This window comes from Priestia sp. YIM B13551 (assembly GCF_042787905.1).
Taxonomy (GTDB): domain Bacteria; phylum Bacillota; class Bacilli; order Bacillales; family Bacillaceae_H; genus Priestia.
Genome location: NZ_JBHZOX010000007.1, coordinates 18977 through 36677, shown reverse-complemented (window position 1 = coordinate 36677; position 17701 = coordinate 18977). Strand labels below are relative to the sequence as shown.

The following is a 17701-nucleotide window of genomic DNA, read 5'->3' as shown; positions in this document are numbered from 1 at the left end:
TCTCTTTCTTTTTCATAGTTACTTCGGCTGTGTAGACATTCTAACTTTCGAATATAAAATTTGTTTTTCCCGCTTACTGTACATCGGTCCAAAAGGCGCTAGTTTATAAACACCGTCCCTGGCGTCAAGTTTGACTTCTCCAGATGGAAGACCTTTTTTACTAAAATAGTCTTTCATAATCACGTTGTAAGCTTGAGGAACATCATTTATCACACTTGTTAAAATAACAGACCTACCCATGTACGCCTGATCATCTAAATATCCTATTACGTACATTCCTTGTGTTTTCGCTTCTTGAATAACTTCTTGATTATACGAATTTCCTTTAGCATAGACGATATCGACACCTTGAGCTTTTAACTCGCGGAGCAGCTTTACTGCTTTTGCTCCATCGTCTCGGCTGTTTACAACTCGATAATAAAAAGCAATCGATGAATCATACGCTTTGATTCCTTGTTCGAACCCTGGATTTTTTTCTTTTGCAAATGTATCAAGTAATCCAATTTTTTTCGTTTTTGTCTTCATGGCAGCTGCCGTGCCTGCCAGGTGCTCTATTTTTGTTTGATCAAATGTATATACAGTTTGGTTTTTATACATTGAAGTACCGTGAATGGTGACGAAATGAACATGAGGATACTTAGGAGCTAGTTCTGTAAAAACGGTAGAAAATTCTCTTCCATGTCCAATTACGACTTTTGTTCCATTTTGAATAACTTTTTCAGCAGCTTCCTTCATTTTTTGGTTCGTATTTACTTCGCTAATAACTTGAGCCGAAACAGGATACTGCTGCTCGATGTTGATTTTTCCTTTATAAGCTAGACTGCCCCAGCTTTGATCTGTCAGTACATCAGAGGTGAGAATTGCAACGCTTGTGTTTTCTACTTTTTTTGTCGTTTGCTGACTTATAATCCCTTGTGTTTTCGAAATAATAATAATTAAAAACGAAGCGACAACAATCAGGGCAAGCAATAAAATCAGCCTTAACTGTCTTGATCGTTGCATAGACCTTCTCCTTTTTGTTTAGCATACTTTCATTATATAAAAAAAGCATCTAAAAAGACTACATCTTTAACGAAATTCCAACTTTTTTCGACATTTCTTTCATATCTTACCTTTTTTAACACTTTCATTCCAAAAGAAAAAAGCAGAAAACATCTGTTTTCTGCTTCTGCCTTCAATCTTCATCTTTTACATCCATGTCTTCAGGGATAGGCTCATTTAGGTATTCTTCAATTTGTTTTTTGTACTTTTCCATTTGCTCTAAATGGGTGTTAAACTGCTCTTTATTTAATAAGTAGTTTTCACCATCAAATATAGCTCGTACTTTTCCTTCTTGAATCAATTTCTGCACATATTCTTCAGGAAAAGATAGATACTCTGCTGCTTCTTTTATCGTTAAATACATCCTGCTCCACCTTTTATACGTTGTAGTGTACCTCTTCTGTAGCTTTAACCATTAACTCATACTGACGCAAGCGAAGCTGGAATAATATTAAAGGATCATGGTAAGCTTCAGGATTGGCTTTCATATGACTTAACACGTCTTGATTTTCATTAATATGCGCCTGTGTTTCTTCAATCGTTTCTTTTAAAACCTCTTTTGGCTTTTCAAAGAATAGTTCAATATCAACTTCTAAATTTTTCTCAAATAAATTAAATTGCATAAAAAACTTTGCCAGCATTGATTCTGTGATATCTTGATAGTCTTGACTTTCAATGTACTTTTTATATTGATTATAAAGCAGCGTTTGGTTCTGAAGAATGGAAGAAAACAGTTTTCCTGCTCCTTTTAACAAGAGCTGCGTTGGATTAACGCGAAGTAAAATATTTTCTTCATCCAGCTGAACCCGATTAGCCATACGATTAACGTCGCGGCGCCAGTCGTCCAGTACTTTAAAATCGCAGGCTAACGTTAATTTTTGCTCATTGTACATCTTATTTAATGACTCTGCTACTTCTTCAATGTCTACTTGACTCGCAATCAGCTCTTCATTTGATGTAGCAATCCAGTCCTTTAAAGAAATGCGGAACTTGGGCAGGACATCTTGCTGCAAGTGCTCTTCCACGCGCATATTCATTTGTTTATTCAGCTCAATATGAACCGTACTAAAATCACTGTCTTCCTTCACTAATTCTGAAGACTTTTTGAGTAAACGAGGAATTTTATTTTTTAGCTTTTTGCTAATATCCTCTTTGATTCCGTGATAAGCCGAAACAATACTACTCGCTTTTTCTTGTTCTAAGTCATCTACTCGATGCAAGAAGCCATTTAATCGCACAAGCATATCTTCGTTCCATTTAATGCTTTCAATCAAATGATTTTCTGTTTGATTTCTCTTCTCCACTAAGCTCTTTAGCATGCTTTGAATGAAGAACAGCAGTCTGCGCGCACGCTCTTCTACTCCAACGTCGTTTGGATCGTAATAGAAATTAGCTTTAATAAACTGAGCCAAGTCTCCGTGGTGCTGACTCGATACGTAGTGAGGCGTATAGGCTAATACATGTGCCTGCGGGAAATCAGCTCCAATGCTTGCTTCAAATTCTTTTGTAATTCGCTCAATCGTTGCTTGATTATAAAGACTGTCCATATTGTTGATGACAAAATGAACTGGCGTATTTGGCGCATGCTCTTTTATCTCCAGCAATAATTCTCTTTCTTCATCAAGCAGCGATTCTTTTGCATCAAGCACAAACAGTAAACCATCTGCTAAAGGAGCATATTTAAATGCATCCTGCTCACGTGCCTCTTGTTCTGTAAAGCTTGGCGTAATAATGCATGAACAATTATGCTTATCAAGGAACGCAAAAGGTTTTTTCACTTCTACAAGCGCCTGGTGAGGAGATTGCTCCGCTCCGTCAATCGTTTCCATCGGAATGATTTCTTGATCAGCGATTTGCTGGATAGATTCTTCCTCATCATGAATGAACACAAAGGTTGTTTCGTGATTTTGCGGTACCTTTTCTTCTGTAATCGATCCCACAAATGAAGACGTTGCAGCATTTGTTCCTGTAATTAATAAGTGTGTCGTATGAGCATCTAATAAAAAATCTACCCACCATTTAAAGGTGTGCCCCACTTCTAAACCATTTTCATTAGCCCATTTAATAATGCCGTGGCAAAGCTTGTAGTGATATTCAAGACCATCAATGTCGTTACGCGCCTCAAAAATTAATCTGCCTGCATTTTCGATTGTAATGGTATCAATAGTTGACGGAAACTTTTCATTCCATGAAAGCACGGCCGCAGACGGAAATAACGCACGTGACTTATTGGTAATTTTAAGCCAGTTTGTTAATACGTTCGGAATGACTTCATGCAATTCCTTTACAGAATGATCACTTTCCATCAAGTCGGTATACGTTTCTTGATAAAGAGTTGAAATCTCTTGCCAATAATCATAGAGGCCCACTTCAATATTCAAGAAAATATCATTGATGGTTTTAATCCAAGCAAGATAAGGAGGCTGGCTCTTATATTGTTTCCATAAAGCTGAGACAAGCTGTTTGAAATACACTTGATCCACTTTGTAAAATGCAATCATCACTTGATAAAAATAGTTAGGGATAAAGTTTGCTGTATATCCTTTATCTACGTAAGTCTTTAATACCGCAAACCAATTTAACGATTCTGTCCGAATACATTCATCTACCGCAAGCTCCACTGCGCTGTTAAAGTCTTCTTGCTCTTCATAAAATCTGCGTGCAATCGCCGTGACGTTTGGATAATCCGGCTGAGAAGCAACCAGCTCGTTAATGACTTCATAAGCTCGTTCAATATTGTTATGGTCCGTATAAAGCGAAAACAGCTTTAGCGCTATTTCAGCTTTTAATACTTTTGAATCCGTTTCGATGGATAGGTAAAGCTCTTCAGCTAGCGTAGACAATCCCAATTCATAATGCGCGTCGGCTGTATTTTTCTTCGCCCACAGCTTAAATTCACCATTTACATTCTCCCACTTAAAAATCGCGGACTCAAAATCTTGATTATGGAAGTAAACTTCTCCCTGGGCTAAGCGAACGAGCGATAAGTCGTACCACTCTTTTTGCTGCTCTTCGTAATAAGCTTGTCCAAGGACCTTTACAGGCGGCTGATTTTCATTTTCTTGCATAAACGTTTCGTAATATTTCTTTTTCGTTAACTGATATTCTACCGTCATATAGTCTCTCCTTTTTGATGTCAATATTTTATGTACTCTATCAAATTCCCTTTTTTATACTTTTCATACACGATATTTTCTTACTCATATTTTACGCAAAAAAAGCCTCAAGAACTACTCTTAAGGCTTTTTTTATAACTTTTATACTATAAAAATGGCTATTTATCATAAATGGGCGCTGAAATAACAAATATATTAATAGGCATCCCGTCGAAACAACCCCATTACTTCTACCGTTTCCGTAATATTTACGAAAGCTTCAGGATCCACCGATTGAATTAACTGCTTGAGGTTTGCAAGCTCATAGCGTGAAATCACCGTCATTAATATTTTACGGTCTTCTCTTGAATAAGCTCCTTCACCGTTCATTAACGTCACGCCGCGCACCAAATTCGTAAGAAGCTGCTGCTTCATTTCTTCACCTTTTCTCGTAATAATGGTTAACGTGAGCTTAATATGGCGAGTATGAATTGCATCCACTACTTTTCCTGTGACGAAAATCGAAAGCATCGTATATAAAGCCGCGTCCCAATTCACAAAAAAACCTGAAACAAACACAACCACGGCATTCATCGCTGATAATATAGCGCCAAGCGGGAATTCTTTTTTATGCGTAAGGAGCATCGCAATAATATCAAATCCACCTGTCGAAGCTGACTGACGAAAAACAAACCCTACGCCAATTCCAGTTAAAACTCCTCCAAAAACAGCTGACAGAATAGGATCTGTACTAACAGCTCTCAAGGGAATCACGTATAAAGCAATTGATAAAGCCACAACGGACAGCAGGGTATGTAAAACAAACCGCTTTCCTAACTTCATAAAACCAATAATTAAAAGGGGTAAATTCAACAAAAAATTCATTGTTCCCGTGCTTGCAGGCGTTAAAATTCCTATAATCATAGCAATACCGCTAATGCCGCTGCTTAACACTTTATGGGGGATTAAAAACCAATTGTATGCAAATCCAATTAACACAGAACCTGCTATAATAGCAATTGCTCTATACATGATGTCCTTTCACCTCTTACCACAAATATAATGTTTTCATTTATTGCTTCTTTATTATAATTCCTAAAATATTGAAAACCTTAAAAAAAGTATATTCAGAAATTTGTTGTGTTGGTGGGGTGGACAAACGGCAAAATAAAACGGACATAACGGCAATTAGCGCTTTTATATCGAGTTTTATCTGCTTTTGGTATGAGCACTCTAACTTTGTCTTTTTCTTGCTTATTCAAAATAAAAAGCTGCTATCTTTACTAAGATAGCAGCTTTGATGAAGAGTTATTTTAATTTTAAGACCGCCACATTCTCCACATGTGTCGTATGCGGAAACATATCAACAGGCTGAACTTCAACCGTCTCATATCCGCCTTTTTCTAAAATAGCTAAATCACGCGCAAGAGTTGCTGGTCCGCATGACACATAGACAACTTTTTTCGGCTTCATGTCAATGATGGTATTCAAAAGAGCTTCGTCGCATCCTTTTCGCGGCGGATCTACGACGATGACGTCCGCTTTGATGCCTTGTTTGTACCAGTTTGGAATGACGACTTCTGCTTCGCCTACTTCAAATTCAGCGTTGTGAATACCGTTTAGCTCAGCGTTTCGCTTTGCATCTTCAATCGCTTCAGGCACGATTTCAACGCCATATACTTTTTTCGCTTTTTGAGCGAGAAATAACGAGATTGTTCCGATTCCACAGTAGGCGTCAATTACCGTTTCTTCTCCTGTTAAATCTGCATACTCAAGCGCTTTGTCATAAAGCACTTTCGTTTGCTCAGGGTTTACTTGGTAAAATGATTTTGCTGAAATGGCAAATTTAACGTCGCCGATATAGTCGTAAATATATTCTTCTCCCCAAAGTACGTTCGTTTGGTTCCCTAAAATGACGTTTGTGCGCTTGCTGTTTACGTTTTGAACAATTGATTTTACGTTCGGCACGGCTTCGATAATGTCTTCTATAATACGCTTTTTGTTTGGCAGCTCAGCTGTACGAGTCACAATTACAACCATGATTTCACCCGTTACAAGCCCGTAACGCGCCATGATATGACGAAGCGAGCCTTTATGTTTTTGTTCCTGATAAGCAGAAACGCCATGCTTTTCACAGATTGATTTGACTGCTTGAACAACATCATCATTTGCCTGCTGCTGAATCAAACAGGCATCCATGTTAATGATGTCGTGGCTTCGCTGCTGATAAAACCCAGCGACCAAACCGCCTTCTCGTTCTGCTACGGGCACTTGAGCTTTGTTTCGATAGCGCCAAGGATCGTTCATTCCTAGCGTCGAATGTACCGGAACGTCAGGTAAATGACCAATTCGCGCCATGACGTCTTTTACTTGCTTTTGTTTAAATTGCAGCTGTCCTTCATAGCTTACATGCTGCAGCTGACAGCCTCCGCACTGCTTGTAGACCGGACAAGGTGCTTCAACACGCTGTTCACTAATTGTATGGTGTTTGATAAGCTTGCCAAACGCATAGCCTTTTTTTACTTTAATGACTTTTACTTGGCCGCTTTCGCCGGGCAGCGCATTTTGAACGAAAACAGGAAATCCGTTCACTTTCGCTACACCCGCTCCGTCATGCGTTAAATCTTCAAACGCAACATCTATATATTCATTTTTTTCTACAGGTGGTTTTAATTTTTCCATTTATCGTTACATCCTTTTAGTCATTTGAAAATGCTGAACTGATTGTACCATAAGAGCGAAAGCCAAACAAAGAAAAGCATGAAAAAAGATCGCAATTAGGCGATCTCATTTTTTTCCATCAATTCAGCTGTTGCTTTTGGAACAAAGATTTCTACATGGCGATATAAGTTTACAAATTCCCCAGGCAATAACCCTCCGTACTCGCCATCTAGATTTAGCTGCATTTTATCATTCGTATGAATTTTAACACGGTTCGCTTTTGTATAAATAATATGAGGATCATTGATATGTTCTCCTCGCAGCGCAAGTGTCGCAATTCGAATAAATTCAGCTAAATTTGCTTTCTTTAAAATAATCAAATCAAACATACCGTCATCTAAAGAAGAATCTGGTGCCAGCTTTTCAAAGCCGCCGACTGAGTTCGTTAAGGAAACGAGGAAGAACATAATCTCGCCGCCAAAGAATTTTCCGTCATACTCAATTTCAACAGATGTTGGTTTAATAGAAGGAAGCATTTCCATGCCTTTTAAATAGTAAGCTAGCTGTCCAAGCATTGTTTTTAACTTGCTTGGCACTTCATATGTTAATTCAGTTAAACGGCCGCCTCCGGCGATATTTACAAAGTAATGCGTTTCTCCGTCGTTTGTTACACAGCCCAAGTCAATTGGCTTTGTTACGCCTTCTACAATGACATCAATAGCGCCTTCAATCGTGCGCGGCACATTAATGGCACGAGCAAAGTCATTGGTTGTTCCCACAGGAATAATACCTAGCTGCGGGCGATAGTCTTGTCCGGCAATACCGTTTACGACTTCATTGATGGTACCGTCTCCACCGGCTGCAATTACAACGTCAAAACGACGTTCTACCGCTACTTTAGCAGCTTCTGTTGCATCACCAGCACAAGTTGTAGCATGACAAGATGTTTCGTAGCCTGCTTGCTCTAGCTTTTGCAAGACTTCCGGTAAGTTTTTCTTAAAAATTTCACGGCCCGATGTCGGGTTATAAATAATTCTCGCTCTTTTCATATTCATCATCCTAATAATGATAATTTGTCACAAATCTTTGCCTACTTTTATCAGTGAAAGAATGCCCCCTCACATTACATCATCAACAAGAGGGGGCATGAACAAACATATTATAAAGAAATTAACCTTGATATACAATATTCACGTTTCGGTTTTTATTCATACCTTCAGCGCGATCGCCCTTACTCATAATAAATGTGAGATGGATATCCACCTCACATTTAGTTATCAAATTTAGCGTTTATTAATTTCTTCTAAAAGAATTTTATTAACCATCGGTGGGTTCGCTTGGCCTTTTGAAGCTTTCATAATTTGACCAACTAAGAAGCCAATTGCACGATCCTTACCGTTTTTGAAATCTTCAATAGATTGAGGGTTTGCATCTAATGCATCTGTTACGAATTTACGTAAAGTTGCATCATCAGAAATTTGTACAAGACCTTTTTCTTTTACAATTTTCTTTGCATCTCCGCCATTTTCAATTAATTCTTTGAATACTTTTTTCGCAATTTTAGACGAAATTGTACCTTCTTGAATTAATTGAATCATACCAGCTAGACCTTCAGGTGTTAAGGCTACATCTGAAAGTTCTTTTTGGTTTGAGTTTAAGTAAGCAGAAACTTCACCCATTAACCAGTTAGAAGATAGCTTCGCGTCTCCGCCCGCAGCAAGCGTTGCTTCAAAGAAATCAGACATTTCTTTTGTTAGCGTTAATACCATTGCATCATAAGCAGGTAAGCCAAGCTCTTCTACATAGCGCTTTTTACGAGCATCTGGAAGTTCAGGAATCGAAGCACGAACGCGTTCTTTCCACTCTTCGTCGATGTGTAATTCTAATAAGTCAGGCTCTGGGAAGTAGCGGTAGTCGTCAGATCCTTCTTTTACACGCATTAGAATTGTTTCGCCCGTAGACTCGTCAAAACGGCGTGTTTCTTGCTCGATTAAGCCACCAGACAATAACACTTTTTCTTGACGAATTTCTTCGTGTTCAAGACCGCGGCGCACATAGTTAAATGAGTTTAAGTTCTTTAACTCAGCTTTTGTACCGAACTCTTCTTGTCCAACTGGACGTAAAGAAATATTGGCATCACAGCGAAGTGAACCTTCTTCCATTTTACAATCAGATACGCCTGTATATTGAATAATTGATTTTAATTTTTCTAAATAAGCATATGCTTCTTCAGGAGAACGCATATCTGCTTCTGATACAATCTCAATTAGAGGTGTACCTTGACGGTTGAAGTCTACTAGTGAATAGCCATCGCCTGTATGCGTTAACTTACCAGCATCTTCTTCTAAATGAAGTCGGTTGATACGAATACGCTTCGTTTCACCTTTAACTTCTACTTCAATCCAACCGTTCTCGCCAATTGGTTTATCAAATTGAGAGATTTGATAAGCTTTTGGGTTATCCGGATAGAAATAGTTTTTACGGTCAAACTTTGTATCTGTTGCGATTTCACAGTTTAGCGCAAGCGCTGCTTTCATTGCAAAATCAACTGCTTCTTTGTTTAACACAGGTAATACTCCAGGATAACCTAAGTCAATTACACTTGTGTTAGCATTTGGAGCCGCACCAAATGCGTTTGGACTTGCTGAGAAAATTTTAGATTTTGTCTTAAGCTCAACGTGTACTTCAAGACCAATAATCGTTTCAAAGTTCATCTTTATCTCACCCCTTACAGTGCTGGTTTCGCTTTATGATGCTCAGTTGCTTGTTCGAATGCATGAGCAACACGATAGATTGTGCTTTCGTCGAAATGCTTACCGATAATTTGTAACCCTAATGGCAATCCATTTGATAAGCCGCAAGGCACAGAAATACCAGGTACTCCAGCAAGGTTTACTGGGATTGTTAAAATATCGTTTGCATACATTGTTAATGGATCGTCTGTTTTCTCACCAATTTTGAATGATGGAGTTGGTGTAGTCGGTCCAATGATAACGTCATAGTTTTCAAATACAGACTCAAAGTCTTGCTTAATTAACGTACGTACTTGCTGTGCTTTTTTGTAGTAAGCATCATAATAACCAGAGCTTAACGCAAATGTTCCAAGCATGATACGGCGTTTTACTTCGTTTCCAAAGCCTTCGCTTCGAGACTGCTTGTACATTTCGATTAAGTTCTCAGCATTATCTGTACGATATCCGTAGCGAACGCCGTCAAAACGAGATAAGTTAGCAGACGCTTCAGAAGAAGATAATAGATAATACGTAGCTAATGCGTATTTAGAGTGTGGAAGCGATACTTCTTCCCAAGTTGCGCCTAGTCCTTCTAACACTTTTAGTGCATCTAAAACAGACTGGCGAGCTTCTTCGCCCACACCTTCGCCTAAGTATTCTTTTGGAACAGCAATTTTAAGACCTTTTACGTCACCTGTTAAAGCAGATACATAATCCGGTACATCAACATTAGCAGAAGTAGAATCCATTGGGTCTACGCCTGAAATTGCTTGAAGTAAGTATGCATTATCTTCAACAGAGTTTGTGATTGGTCCGATTTGATCTAAAGAAGATGCAAATGCCACTAATCCGTAACGAGATACGCGACCATACGTTGGTTTTAATCCGACAACACCGCAATAAGCAGCTGGCTGACGAATTGAGCCACCTGTATCAGAACCTAAAGAAAACGGAACTTCGCCTGCTGCTACAGCTGCAGCTGAACCACCGCTAGATCCACCTGGTACGTAATCTAAATTCCATGGGTTGCGCGTTAACTGAAGACCTGAGTTTTCAGTTGAAGAACCCATTGCGAATTCATCCATATTTAATTTACCGATGGTTACCGCTTCAGCTGCCTGCAATTTTTGAACAACTGTTGCATCATAAATCGGATCAAAGTTTGCTAGAATTTTACTAGAACAAGTTGTACGTAAATCTTTTGTGACAATATTATCTTTTACACCGATTGGCATACCAAATAATAGGCCAAATTCATCTTTTGTTTGTAGTGCTTCATCTAGCTCTTTTGCATAAGCACGAGCATTGTCTTCATTAAGCGCTAAGAACGCACCTACTTTATCATCTACTTCATTAATACGTTTATATGATTCGTCTACTAAATCTTGTACACGTACTTCTTTCTTGTGTAAAAGGCTATGTAGTTCTGAAAGTTTACGATCGAATAAAGACATCGTAAAGCCTCCTTCCTTATTCTAAAATAGTTGGTACTCGAATGTAGCCATCCTTGTGGTCTGGCGCATTTTTTACTACGTCTTCAATTGGTAAACCTTTAGCTGGCTTATCTTCACGCATTACGTTTTTCATATCCAACACGTGAGAAGTTGGTTTTACATTTGTAGTATCTAACTCATCTAATTGTTCTGCATATGTAATAATAGCATCTAATTGTTTTGTAAATAGTTCTGCTTCGTCATCCGTCACCGCAAGTCTCGCTAAGTTTGCAACGTGTTTTACTTGATCAACAGAAATTCTTGACATGTTCCTTCACCTCCGAATATTCGTCCCACTACAATATACTGATAATACCAAACTTCACTAGCAACAGGCAACATTTCTGAGACTAGTTCCTAAAATATTAAAAACCCCGCCAGGCAAGACAGGGCTTACATTTATCACTTCTATTTTATACCAAATCCATTTCATTCAAACAACATTCCATACTTTTCCTTCGTCATAAAATATTTCTCTCTTGCATAGGTATAAAATAACCTTCTTTTTAGAAAAGATAGATAGAAAGAGAAACATGCTTCAGATGAACACACCACCATGTTTTAATTTCACTAGTCTTTGGGAAAGTAAAGAAAACGAATAACTACTTTACCGTAAAAGAGGTGCTATAAAAATTGAATAAAATACTTATACAGTCAGTCATCCACCAGCGCCCTGTGTATCAGCAAAGCGGAAGATGGTTTGTATTAGATGAAGAATTCAAGTGGGATTTGTCCACCTTGCAAAAAGATGTTTTTGCTTGTTTAAATAAAGCCTTTCATATTCCTATAATTTTTTGTGATTCATGCGAAGCCAATAAAATTGTCTCTGCTCTTGGAGAAGAAGAAGCAGAATACCTGCAGTTTGCATCAGGCGTTTACTGGCGAGAAGTCGGCATTATATTTATTTTTAAATTTGATGACTATCTTCCGCTTATTGAAACGATCTTTCACGAGCTGCGCCACTATATTCAAGATCACATCCCTTATTATCAGAAAGAATTTGAGCTGGATAAAAAGCGCCCGTATGAAGAGCGGACAACTGAACAAGATGCATTTGCATTTGCTGCTTATTATCTTGCTAAGTTTACAAGACAAAATTCTCACGCCATTCCTTCATAGGAGGCAATTTCATAGAATTAGAAAAAGACACTGCTTGAGCAGTGTCTTTTTTGCTTACTCTTCGTAAATATGAACGAACGGCTTGTCCTCATCTGCTTTTCTAACAATGAGAGCTTCAGGTCCGCTTACTGAGTTAATAGAGATACTCGTTTCCATATATGAAGGGAAATGATCAAGCATTAAACCAGCAACGTACTGAGTAAATCCTACAATTTCACCTTTTCCGTAAAATTGGACGGGAATATCAATCGTCATTTTTTGAAGCTGTCCATCTTTGTAATACCCTTTCCCTACTACGCTTGTAAAGTTCGGGAAGTAGTCTTCGATTTGCGCTTTGAACTCATCAAATTTCATCGCATCATCTCGGTGATCTTTTGTTGCATCTGATGATGGGAATAAATAATATTTCTCGTCTAAATCATCCCAGCTGCCAACGGCCGTATCATTTGAACCTGCATTTCCGACAGCCATAAAGTTACCTGGCGTTAAAGAAGCCTTAGCACTTTGTTTAAATAACGCTACTCGAATTGGAACGTTTTCTAAGCCCTTGATATTACGCATCCGCTGCACAATTTCATCGGCCATCTTTTTGCCTTGCTCTTCAATATTTTTATCAGTTAGTTGTTTTTCACGAGCATAACCATTTTCTTCTGTATAATAATGAACAGAATTCATCGCCAGGCCAATTGTGACGCCTCCAAGTTTTACCTTGTCGTCTCCGTCTTGGATAAGGTAATCTTGCTCAGTAATGTTCGCTAAGTACATTGGACTTGTTTCGTTACGAGTTTTCAAATCGCCTTTTTCTGTATCAATTGGGTTTAATCCATTATTCTTAAGTTTCTTTTTCGCCGTAGCATCTTTTGTTTTGCTTTGAAGATCTTTAAACTGTTTATCGCTCAGCTTACGGCTTAACCATGAGCGAATAGTATCTTTATCAAGGTACTGGCCTTCTTGATACACATATTTTTTCGGAGAATAGCTATCTGTCGATAAGCGCATTAAACCTGTTTCAAATTCTTGCGCATCCAAGCGGTTGTTTAAGTTTGCTGCTACTAAGCCTCTTGCCACTCCCGCTTTAAATGGAAGAATTGTTCGGTAATAATCATCTGAAATACTATACTTCGGAATAACTGCTTTTTCTTTCTTGTTGTTGGTTTGTTGAACAGTCTCTTTATCGTCCGAAAGATTCGGTGCACACGCTGAAGTTACAAGCATGACCGCAAGAGAAAGTAACAATATCTTTTTCAACTACACACACCTCTTATTTATTTAATTCCGTAAGTAGCCTTGCCTCATCCCATACTTCAATTTCAAGCTCGTTAGCTTTTGTCAGTTTGGAACCAGCCTCTTCCCCTGCCACAACAAGGTCTGTCTTTTTACTTACGCTTCCTGTGACTTTACCGCCAAGTGCTTCAATTTGTGCTTTTGCCTCATTGCGAGATAGCTGTTCAAGCTTACCTGTTAATACAACGGTTTTACCAGCAAAAACAGAATCTACATTTTCTACACTTACAAGCTTGGGTCCTTTGTATGTAAGGTTTACTCCATACTCTTTTAATTCATGTATAAGTTCTTGAACCTCTTCTTGTGTAAAGTAAGCGACAATAGCATCAGCCATTTTGGCACCAATTTCATTAATTGCCACTAATTCATCATACGTTGCTTTTGTTAACTTGTCTATGGTTTCAAAGTGCTGAGCTAACGTCTTTGCAGCTTTTGCTCCGACATGGCGAATGCCCAAACCAAAAAGCAAACGCTCAAGCGAATTTTCTTTCGATGCTTCGATGGCCGCAATCAAATTATCAGCAGATTTCTCACCCATGCGCTCAAGCTCGATTAACTGCTGTTTTGTCAGCGTATAAATATCCGCTACATCTTTAATTAACTGTTCGCGAAATAATTGCGATATAACTTTTTCACCAAGTCCATCAATGTTCATCGCATTGCGGGACACGAAATGAATAAGTCCTTCACGAATTTGAGCAGGACAGCTTGGATTAATGCAGCGAAGCGCAACTTCTCCTTCTAAACGCACCAGTTCACTTTCACATTCCGGGCAGTGAGTAGGCATCGTAAACTCTTGCTCTTCTCCCGTTCGCTTCTCCTCAATCACATTCACTACTTCAGGAATAATATCTCCTGCTTTTTTCACTACGACATAATCTCCGATGCGAATGTCTTTTTCACGAATCAAATCTTCATTGTGAAGAGACGCACGCTGTACCGTCGTACCTGCTACTTGAACCGGCTCCAGAATAGCTGTTGGCGTAATGACCCCTGTCCGGCCTACCGTCAGCTCAATATTTACAAGCTTGGTTACAACTTCTTCAGCAGGAAACTTATAAGCAATAGCCCAGCGTGGACTTTTGGCCGTTGTTCCAAGCTCAGCCTGCTGATCAAATGAATCTACTTTTACAACAATGCCATCAATATCATAAGATAGTTCTGGACGTTGCGTTTGCCAGCTTTCGATGTAAGCAATCACATCATCAATGGTTTCACACGTCTGTCTTTCTCTATTTGTTTTAAAACCAAGCTCATCGAGCAAATTCAAACTTTCGCTGTGAGAGTCGATTTCTAATTCTCCTGTATCAGTCATGGCATATACAAAGATATCTAAATTACGTTTTGCCGCAATTTTAGGATCTAGCTGACGCAGTGAGCCTGCAGCTGCGTTACGCGGGTTAGCAAACGGAACTTCATCCCTTTCCATTTTTGCTTCATTAAGTGCTTCGAATGATTTTCTCGGCATAAATGCTTCTCCGCGAACTTCCATTGATAACGGTTCTTTAATTCGCAGTGGAATAGAGCGAATTGTTTTTAAGTTTTCAGTAATATTTTCACCCGTCGTACCGTCTCCGCGCGTAGCCCCCAGTACTAAGTATCCATCTTCATAGCGAAGAGATACAGCTAGGCCGTCAATTTTAAGTTCGCATACATAAGAAAACTCATCTCCAACGGCTTGGCGCACTCGGCGATCAAAATCCCGAAGGTCTTCTTCATTAAATGCATTTCCTAAACTTAGCATAGACGTTTGATGCTGAACCTTCTCAAACGCATCGAGCACTTGGCCGCCGATGCGCTGAGTAGGTGAGTCAGCTGTTTTTAATTCTGGAAATGATTCTTCTATCTCAATTAACTCATTCATTAACTTATCGTATTCTGCATCTGGAACAGATGGCTGATCTAACACATAATATTCATAGCCATATTGATTTAATAAGTCACGTAATTCTTGAACGCGTGATTTTGCTGTCTCAAACTCCATATTCTAGCTCCTTTTCACGATTACACTTTCGTAACCGGGGCAAATTTAGCAAGCAGTCTTTTTACACCTGTAGGACTAGGAAAAGCAATGTCTAATTCTTTTGAATCTCCTTCTCCTTTTACACTTACAACTGTACCAATTCCCCATTTTTTATGCTCGGCCTTATCTCCAACGCTCCATCCAATTGATTCACTGCCTGTTGACACAAGCTTCGTTTTTGCCACGGCCGCTTGTCGGCGCGCTGCAAACGGCGAAGCTGAAGCCCCTGAACGACCAGCAGCAGGTTTGCGCATTGCTTCATTTAAAGATTCCACAAGCTCGCTTGGGATTTCTCCAATGAAGCGCGACTTTGGATTAACGTTTGTTTTACCAAATAGTGTGCGCATTTGAGCATTTAATAAATACAATTCTTGTTCAGCACGTGTAATCCCTACGTAGGCTAAGCGTCGTTCCTCTTCCATTTCATTATCTTCGAATAATGATCGGCTATGAGGGAATACGCCTTCTTCCATACCCATTAGAAAAACAACCGGGAACTCTAGACCTTTTGCCGAGTGAAGCGTCATCAGAATCACTTGTTCGTTCTCTTCTTCTTCCTCGTCGTCAAGCTTATCGATATCAGCAACAAGTGCTAAATCGGTTAAAAATGCTACTAAGCTTTTATCTTCACTTGCTTCTTCAAACGTTTTTGTGACAGATAAAAACTCATCAATATTCTCTAAGCGGCTTTGTGCTTCAATTGTTTTTTCCACTTTAAGCGCTTCACGGTATCCCGTTCTTTCTAATACTTGTTCCACAAGCTCTGTAACAGACATATAGTCTTGCATTTGAGCTAAATTCGAAATCATCGATTGGAAATCACGAAGGGCTTTTGTTGCTTTGCCTGTTAACCCCATTAATTCTACTTCATCCAGCGCTTTGAAAATAGAAATGTCATGAACGTTTCCGTAATTGGCCACTTTATCGACTGAAGTAGCTCCAACTCCGCGCTTTGGAACGTTTACAATACGAGCTAAGCTAATGTCATCATCTTGGTTGGCAATTAAGCGCAAGTACGCAAGTAAATCTTTAATCTCTTTGCGGTCGTAGAACTTAATGCCGCCGACAATTGTATAATTAATATTGGATTTTAACAGCACTTCCTCCATCACACGAGACTGTGCATTTGTACGATACAAAATGGCAAAATCACTGTATTTACGCTTTCCGCTGTCTACTGCTTCTTTAATTTTACGTGCTACAAACTGTGCCTCATCATGCTCACTCATTGCTTGGTAATGATAAATCTTCTGGCCTTCATCGTTTTCCGTCCATAAGTTTTTCACTTTACGATTCATATTGTTTGCAATGACACCGTTTGCTGCAGCCAAAATCGTTTTAGTTGAACGATAATTTTGTTCAAGCAAAATGGTTTTGGCTTTTGGGTAATCTTTTTCAAATGACAAGATATTTGTAATGTCAGCCCCGCGCCAGCGGTAAATAGACTGATCTGAATCCCCTACTACGCATACATTTTCAAATCTTGCAGCTAGCAAGCGAACCAGCATATACTGTGCATGGTTTGTATCTTGATACTCGTCCACATGAATATATTGAAACTTGCGCTGATAGTAAGTTAACACTTCAGGAACTCGTTTAAATAGCTGAATCGTTGTCATAATCAAATCATCAAAATCGAGCGCTTGGTTTTTCTTTAAACGCTTTTCATACTCTTTGTAGACTTTGCTTACAACTTCTTCATATGGTCCCGCTGCTGTTTTATCAAATTCTTCCGCTACTTTCAGCTCATTTTTAGCTGAACTGATGCTTCCTAATAACGAGCGCGGATCGAATTTTTTTGGATCGATGTTTTGATCTTTTAAAATGTTTTTAATAACGGACAGCTGATCCGTTGAATCTAAAATTGTAAAGTTTCGATTAAAGCCAATACGATCAATATCTCTTCGTAAAATACGTACGCACATCGAGTGGAAAGTTGAAATCCAAATATCTTCCGCTACTCCGCCAACGATACTTGCCACACGCTCTCTCATCTCACGAGCTGCTTTGTTTGTAAAAGTAATGGCTAAAATATTCCAAGGTGCAACTTCTTTTTCTGCCATTAAAAACGCAATTCGATGCGTTAATACACGTGTTTTTCCACTTCCTGCACCGGCCATAAGTAATAGTGGTCCGTCTGTTGTTTTAACTGCCTCTTGCTGCTGAGGGTTTAATCCTGTTAATAATTTTTCACTTAAAAAATTCACGTTTTCACCGCCTATATCGAACATATATTCTCTATTCTACTTTATT

General features: G+C 38.9%; 13 protein-coding genes. 1 reads left to right on the top strand and 12 read right to left on the bottom strand.

Annotated features, from left to right (window positions below):
- Nucleotides 1-18: 18 nt before the first annotated feature.
- The 9 genes from ACFX4N_RS24965 to gatC form a co-directional block, all read right to left on the bottom strand.
- Entirely contained in the window at nucleotides 19-1002 is a 984-nt protein-coding gene (locus ACFX4N_RS24965) for a BMP family ABC transporter substrate-binding protein (protein WP_025601306.1), read from the bottom strand.
- 172 nt (nucleotides 1003-1174) lie between these two features.
- Nucleotides 1175-1405, bottom strand: a complete 231-nt coding sequence (locus ACFX4N_RS24960) for a helix-turn-helix domain-containing protein (RefSeq protein ID WP_013055062.1) — start codon at nucleotides 1403-1405, stop codon at nucleotides 1175-1177.
- Between the two features lie 13 nt (nucleotides 1406-1418).
- Nucleotides 1419-4157 (bottom strand): GTPase domain-containing protein, encoded by a 2739-nt coding sequence (locus ACFX4N_RS24955; RefSeq protein WP_057275205.1) that lies wholly within the window; start codon nucleotides 4155-4157, stop codon nucleotides 1419-1421.
- Nucleotides 4158-4352: 195 nt separating this feature from the next.
- Nucleotides 4353-5168, bottom strand: coding sequence for a YitT family protein (locus ACFX4N_RS24950; protein ID WP_013055060.1), 816 nt, complete (start codon nucleotides 5166-5168; stop codon nucleotides 4353-4355).
- 276 nt (nucleotides 5169-5444) lie between these two features.
- Entirely contained in the window at nucleotides 5445-6818 is a 1374-nt protein-coding gene (rlmD, locus tag ACFX4N_RS24945; RefSeq protein WP_029324650.1) for a 23S rRNA (uracil(1939)-C(5))-methyltransferase RlmD, read from the bottom strand.
- A 95-nt stretch (nucleotides 6819-6913) separates the two neighbouring features.
- The gene (locus ACFX4N_RS24940; RefSeq protein ID WP_016762783.1) at nucleotides 6914-7846 is read right to left on the bottom strand and encodes a diacylglycerol kinase; all 933 of its coding nucleotides are present in this window, start codon (nucleotides 7844-7846) and stop codon (nucleotides 6914-6916) included.
- A gap of 234 nt (nucleotides 7847-8080) precedes the next feature.
- Nucleotides 8081-9511: an Asp-tRNA(Asn)/Glu-tRNA(Gln) amidotransferase subunit GatB gene (gene gatB / locus ACFX4N_RS24935; protein ID WP_013055057.1), complete on the bottom strand. Its 1431-nt coding sequence runs from the start codon at nucleotides 9509-9511 to the stop codon at nucleotides 8081-8083.
- A 14-nt stretch (nucleotides 9512-9525) separates the two neighbouring features.
- Nucleotides 9526-10983 carry an Asp-tRNA(Asn)/Glu-tRNA(Gln) amidotransferase subunit GatA gene (gatA, locus tag ACFX4N_RS24930; protein WP_013055056.1) on the bottom strand — a complete coding sequence of 486 codons (1458 nt, stop codon included), beginning with the start codon at nucleotides 10981-10983 and terminating at the stop codon, nucleotides 9526-9528.
- 16 nt (nucleotides 10984-10999) lie between these two features.
- Entirely contained in the window at nucleotides 11000-11290 is a 291-nt protein-coding gene (gene gatC / locus ACFX4N_RS24925) for an Asp-tRNA(Asn)/Glu-tRNA(Gln) amidotransferase subunit GatC (RefSeq protein ID WP_013055055.1), read from the bottom strand.
- Nucleotides 11291-11655: 365 nt separating this feature from the next.
- On the opposite strand from gatC, the gene ACFX4N_RS24920 reads away from it, so the two are divergent.
- On the top strand, nucleotides 11656-12141 hold the full coding sequence (locus ACFX4N_RS24920) for a DUF3920 family protein (protein WP_053488222.1): 486 nt from the start codon (nucleotides 11656-11658) through the stop codon (nucleotides 12139-12141).
- 54 nt (nucleotides 12142-12195) lie between these two features.
- On the opposite strand, the gene ACFX4N_RS24915 is transcribed toward ACFX4N_RS24920, so the two are convergent.
- Genes ACFX4N_RS24915 through pcrA form a run of 3 tightly spaced genes read right to left on the bottom strand, consistent with a single transcriptional unit; the run spans nucleotide 12196 to nucleotide 17655 of the window.
- Nucleotides 12196-13389: a CamS family sex pheromone protein gene (locus tag ACFX4N_RS24915; protein ID WP_013055053.1), complete on the bottom strand. Its 1194-nt coding sequence runs from the start codon at nucleotides 13387-13389 to the stop codon at nucleotides 12196-12198.
- Between the two features lie 13 nt (nucleotides 13390-13402).
- Nucleotides 13403-15409, bottom strand: coding sequence for an NAD-dependent DNA ligase LigA (gene ligA, locus ACFX4N_RS24910; RefSeq protein WP_057275204.1), 2007 nt, complete (start codon nucleotides 15407-15409; stop codon nucleotides 13403-13405).
- Between the two features lie 20 nt (nucleotides 15410-15429).
- Nucleotides 15430-17655, bottom strand: a complete 2226-nt coding sequence (gene pcrA, locus ACFX4N_RS24905) for a DNA helicase PcrA (RefSeq protein WP_013055051.1) — start codon at nucleotides 17653-17655, stop codon at nucleotides 15430-15432.
- Between the last annotated feature and the right edge of the window lie 46 nt (nucleotides 17656-17701).

What these genes read in the sequence shown, in the direction of transcription:
- ACFX4N_RS24950 (WP_013055060.1), bottom strand. Translation starts at nt 5,168, where the DNA reads ATGTATAGAGCAATTGCTATTATAGCAGGTTCTGTGTTAATTGGATTT.
- ligA (WP_057275204.1), bottom strand. Translation starts at nt 15,409, where the DNA reads ATGGAGTTTGAGACAGCAAAATCACGCGTTCAAGAATTACGTGACTTA.
- ACFX4N_RS24960 (WP_013055062.1), bottom strand. Translation starts at nt 1,405, where the DNA reads ATGTATTTAACGATAAAAGAAGCAGCAGAGTATCTATCTTTTCCTGAA.
- ACFX4N_RS24955 (WP_057275205.1), bottom strand. Translation starts at nt 4,157, where the DNA reads ATGACGGTAGAATATCAGTTAACGAAAAAGAAATATTACGAAACGTTT.
- ACFX4N_RS24965 (WP_025601306.1), bottom strand. Translation starts at nt 1,002, where the DNA reads ATGCAACGATCAAGACAGTTAAGGCTGATTTTATTGCTTGCCCTGATT.
- rlmD (WP_029324650.1), bottom strand. Translation starts at nt 6,818, where the DNA reads ATGGAAAAATTAAAACCACCTGTAGAAAAAAATGAATATATAGATGTT.
- ACFX4N_RS24940 (WP_016762783.1), bottom strand. Translation starts at nt 7,846, where the DNA reads ATGAAAAGAGCGAGAATTATTTATAACCCGACATCGGGCCGTGAAATT.
- gatA (WP_013055056.1), bottom strand. Translation starts at nt 10,983, where the DNA reads ATGTCTTTATTCGATCGTAAACTTTCAGAACTACATAGCCTTTTACAC.
- gatB (WP_013055057.1), bottom strand. Translation starts at nt 9,511, where the DNA reads ATGAACTTTGAAACGATTATTGGTCTTGAAGTACACGTTGAGCTTAAG.
- gatC (WP_013055055.1), bottom strand. Translation starts at nt 11,290, where the DNA reads ATGTCAAGAATTTCTGTTGATCAAGTAAAACACGTTGCAAACTTAGCG.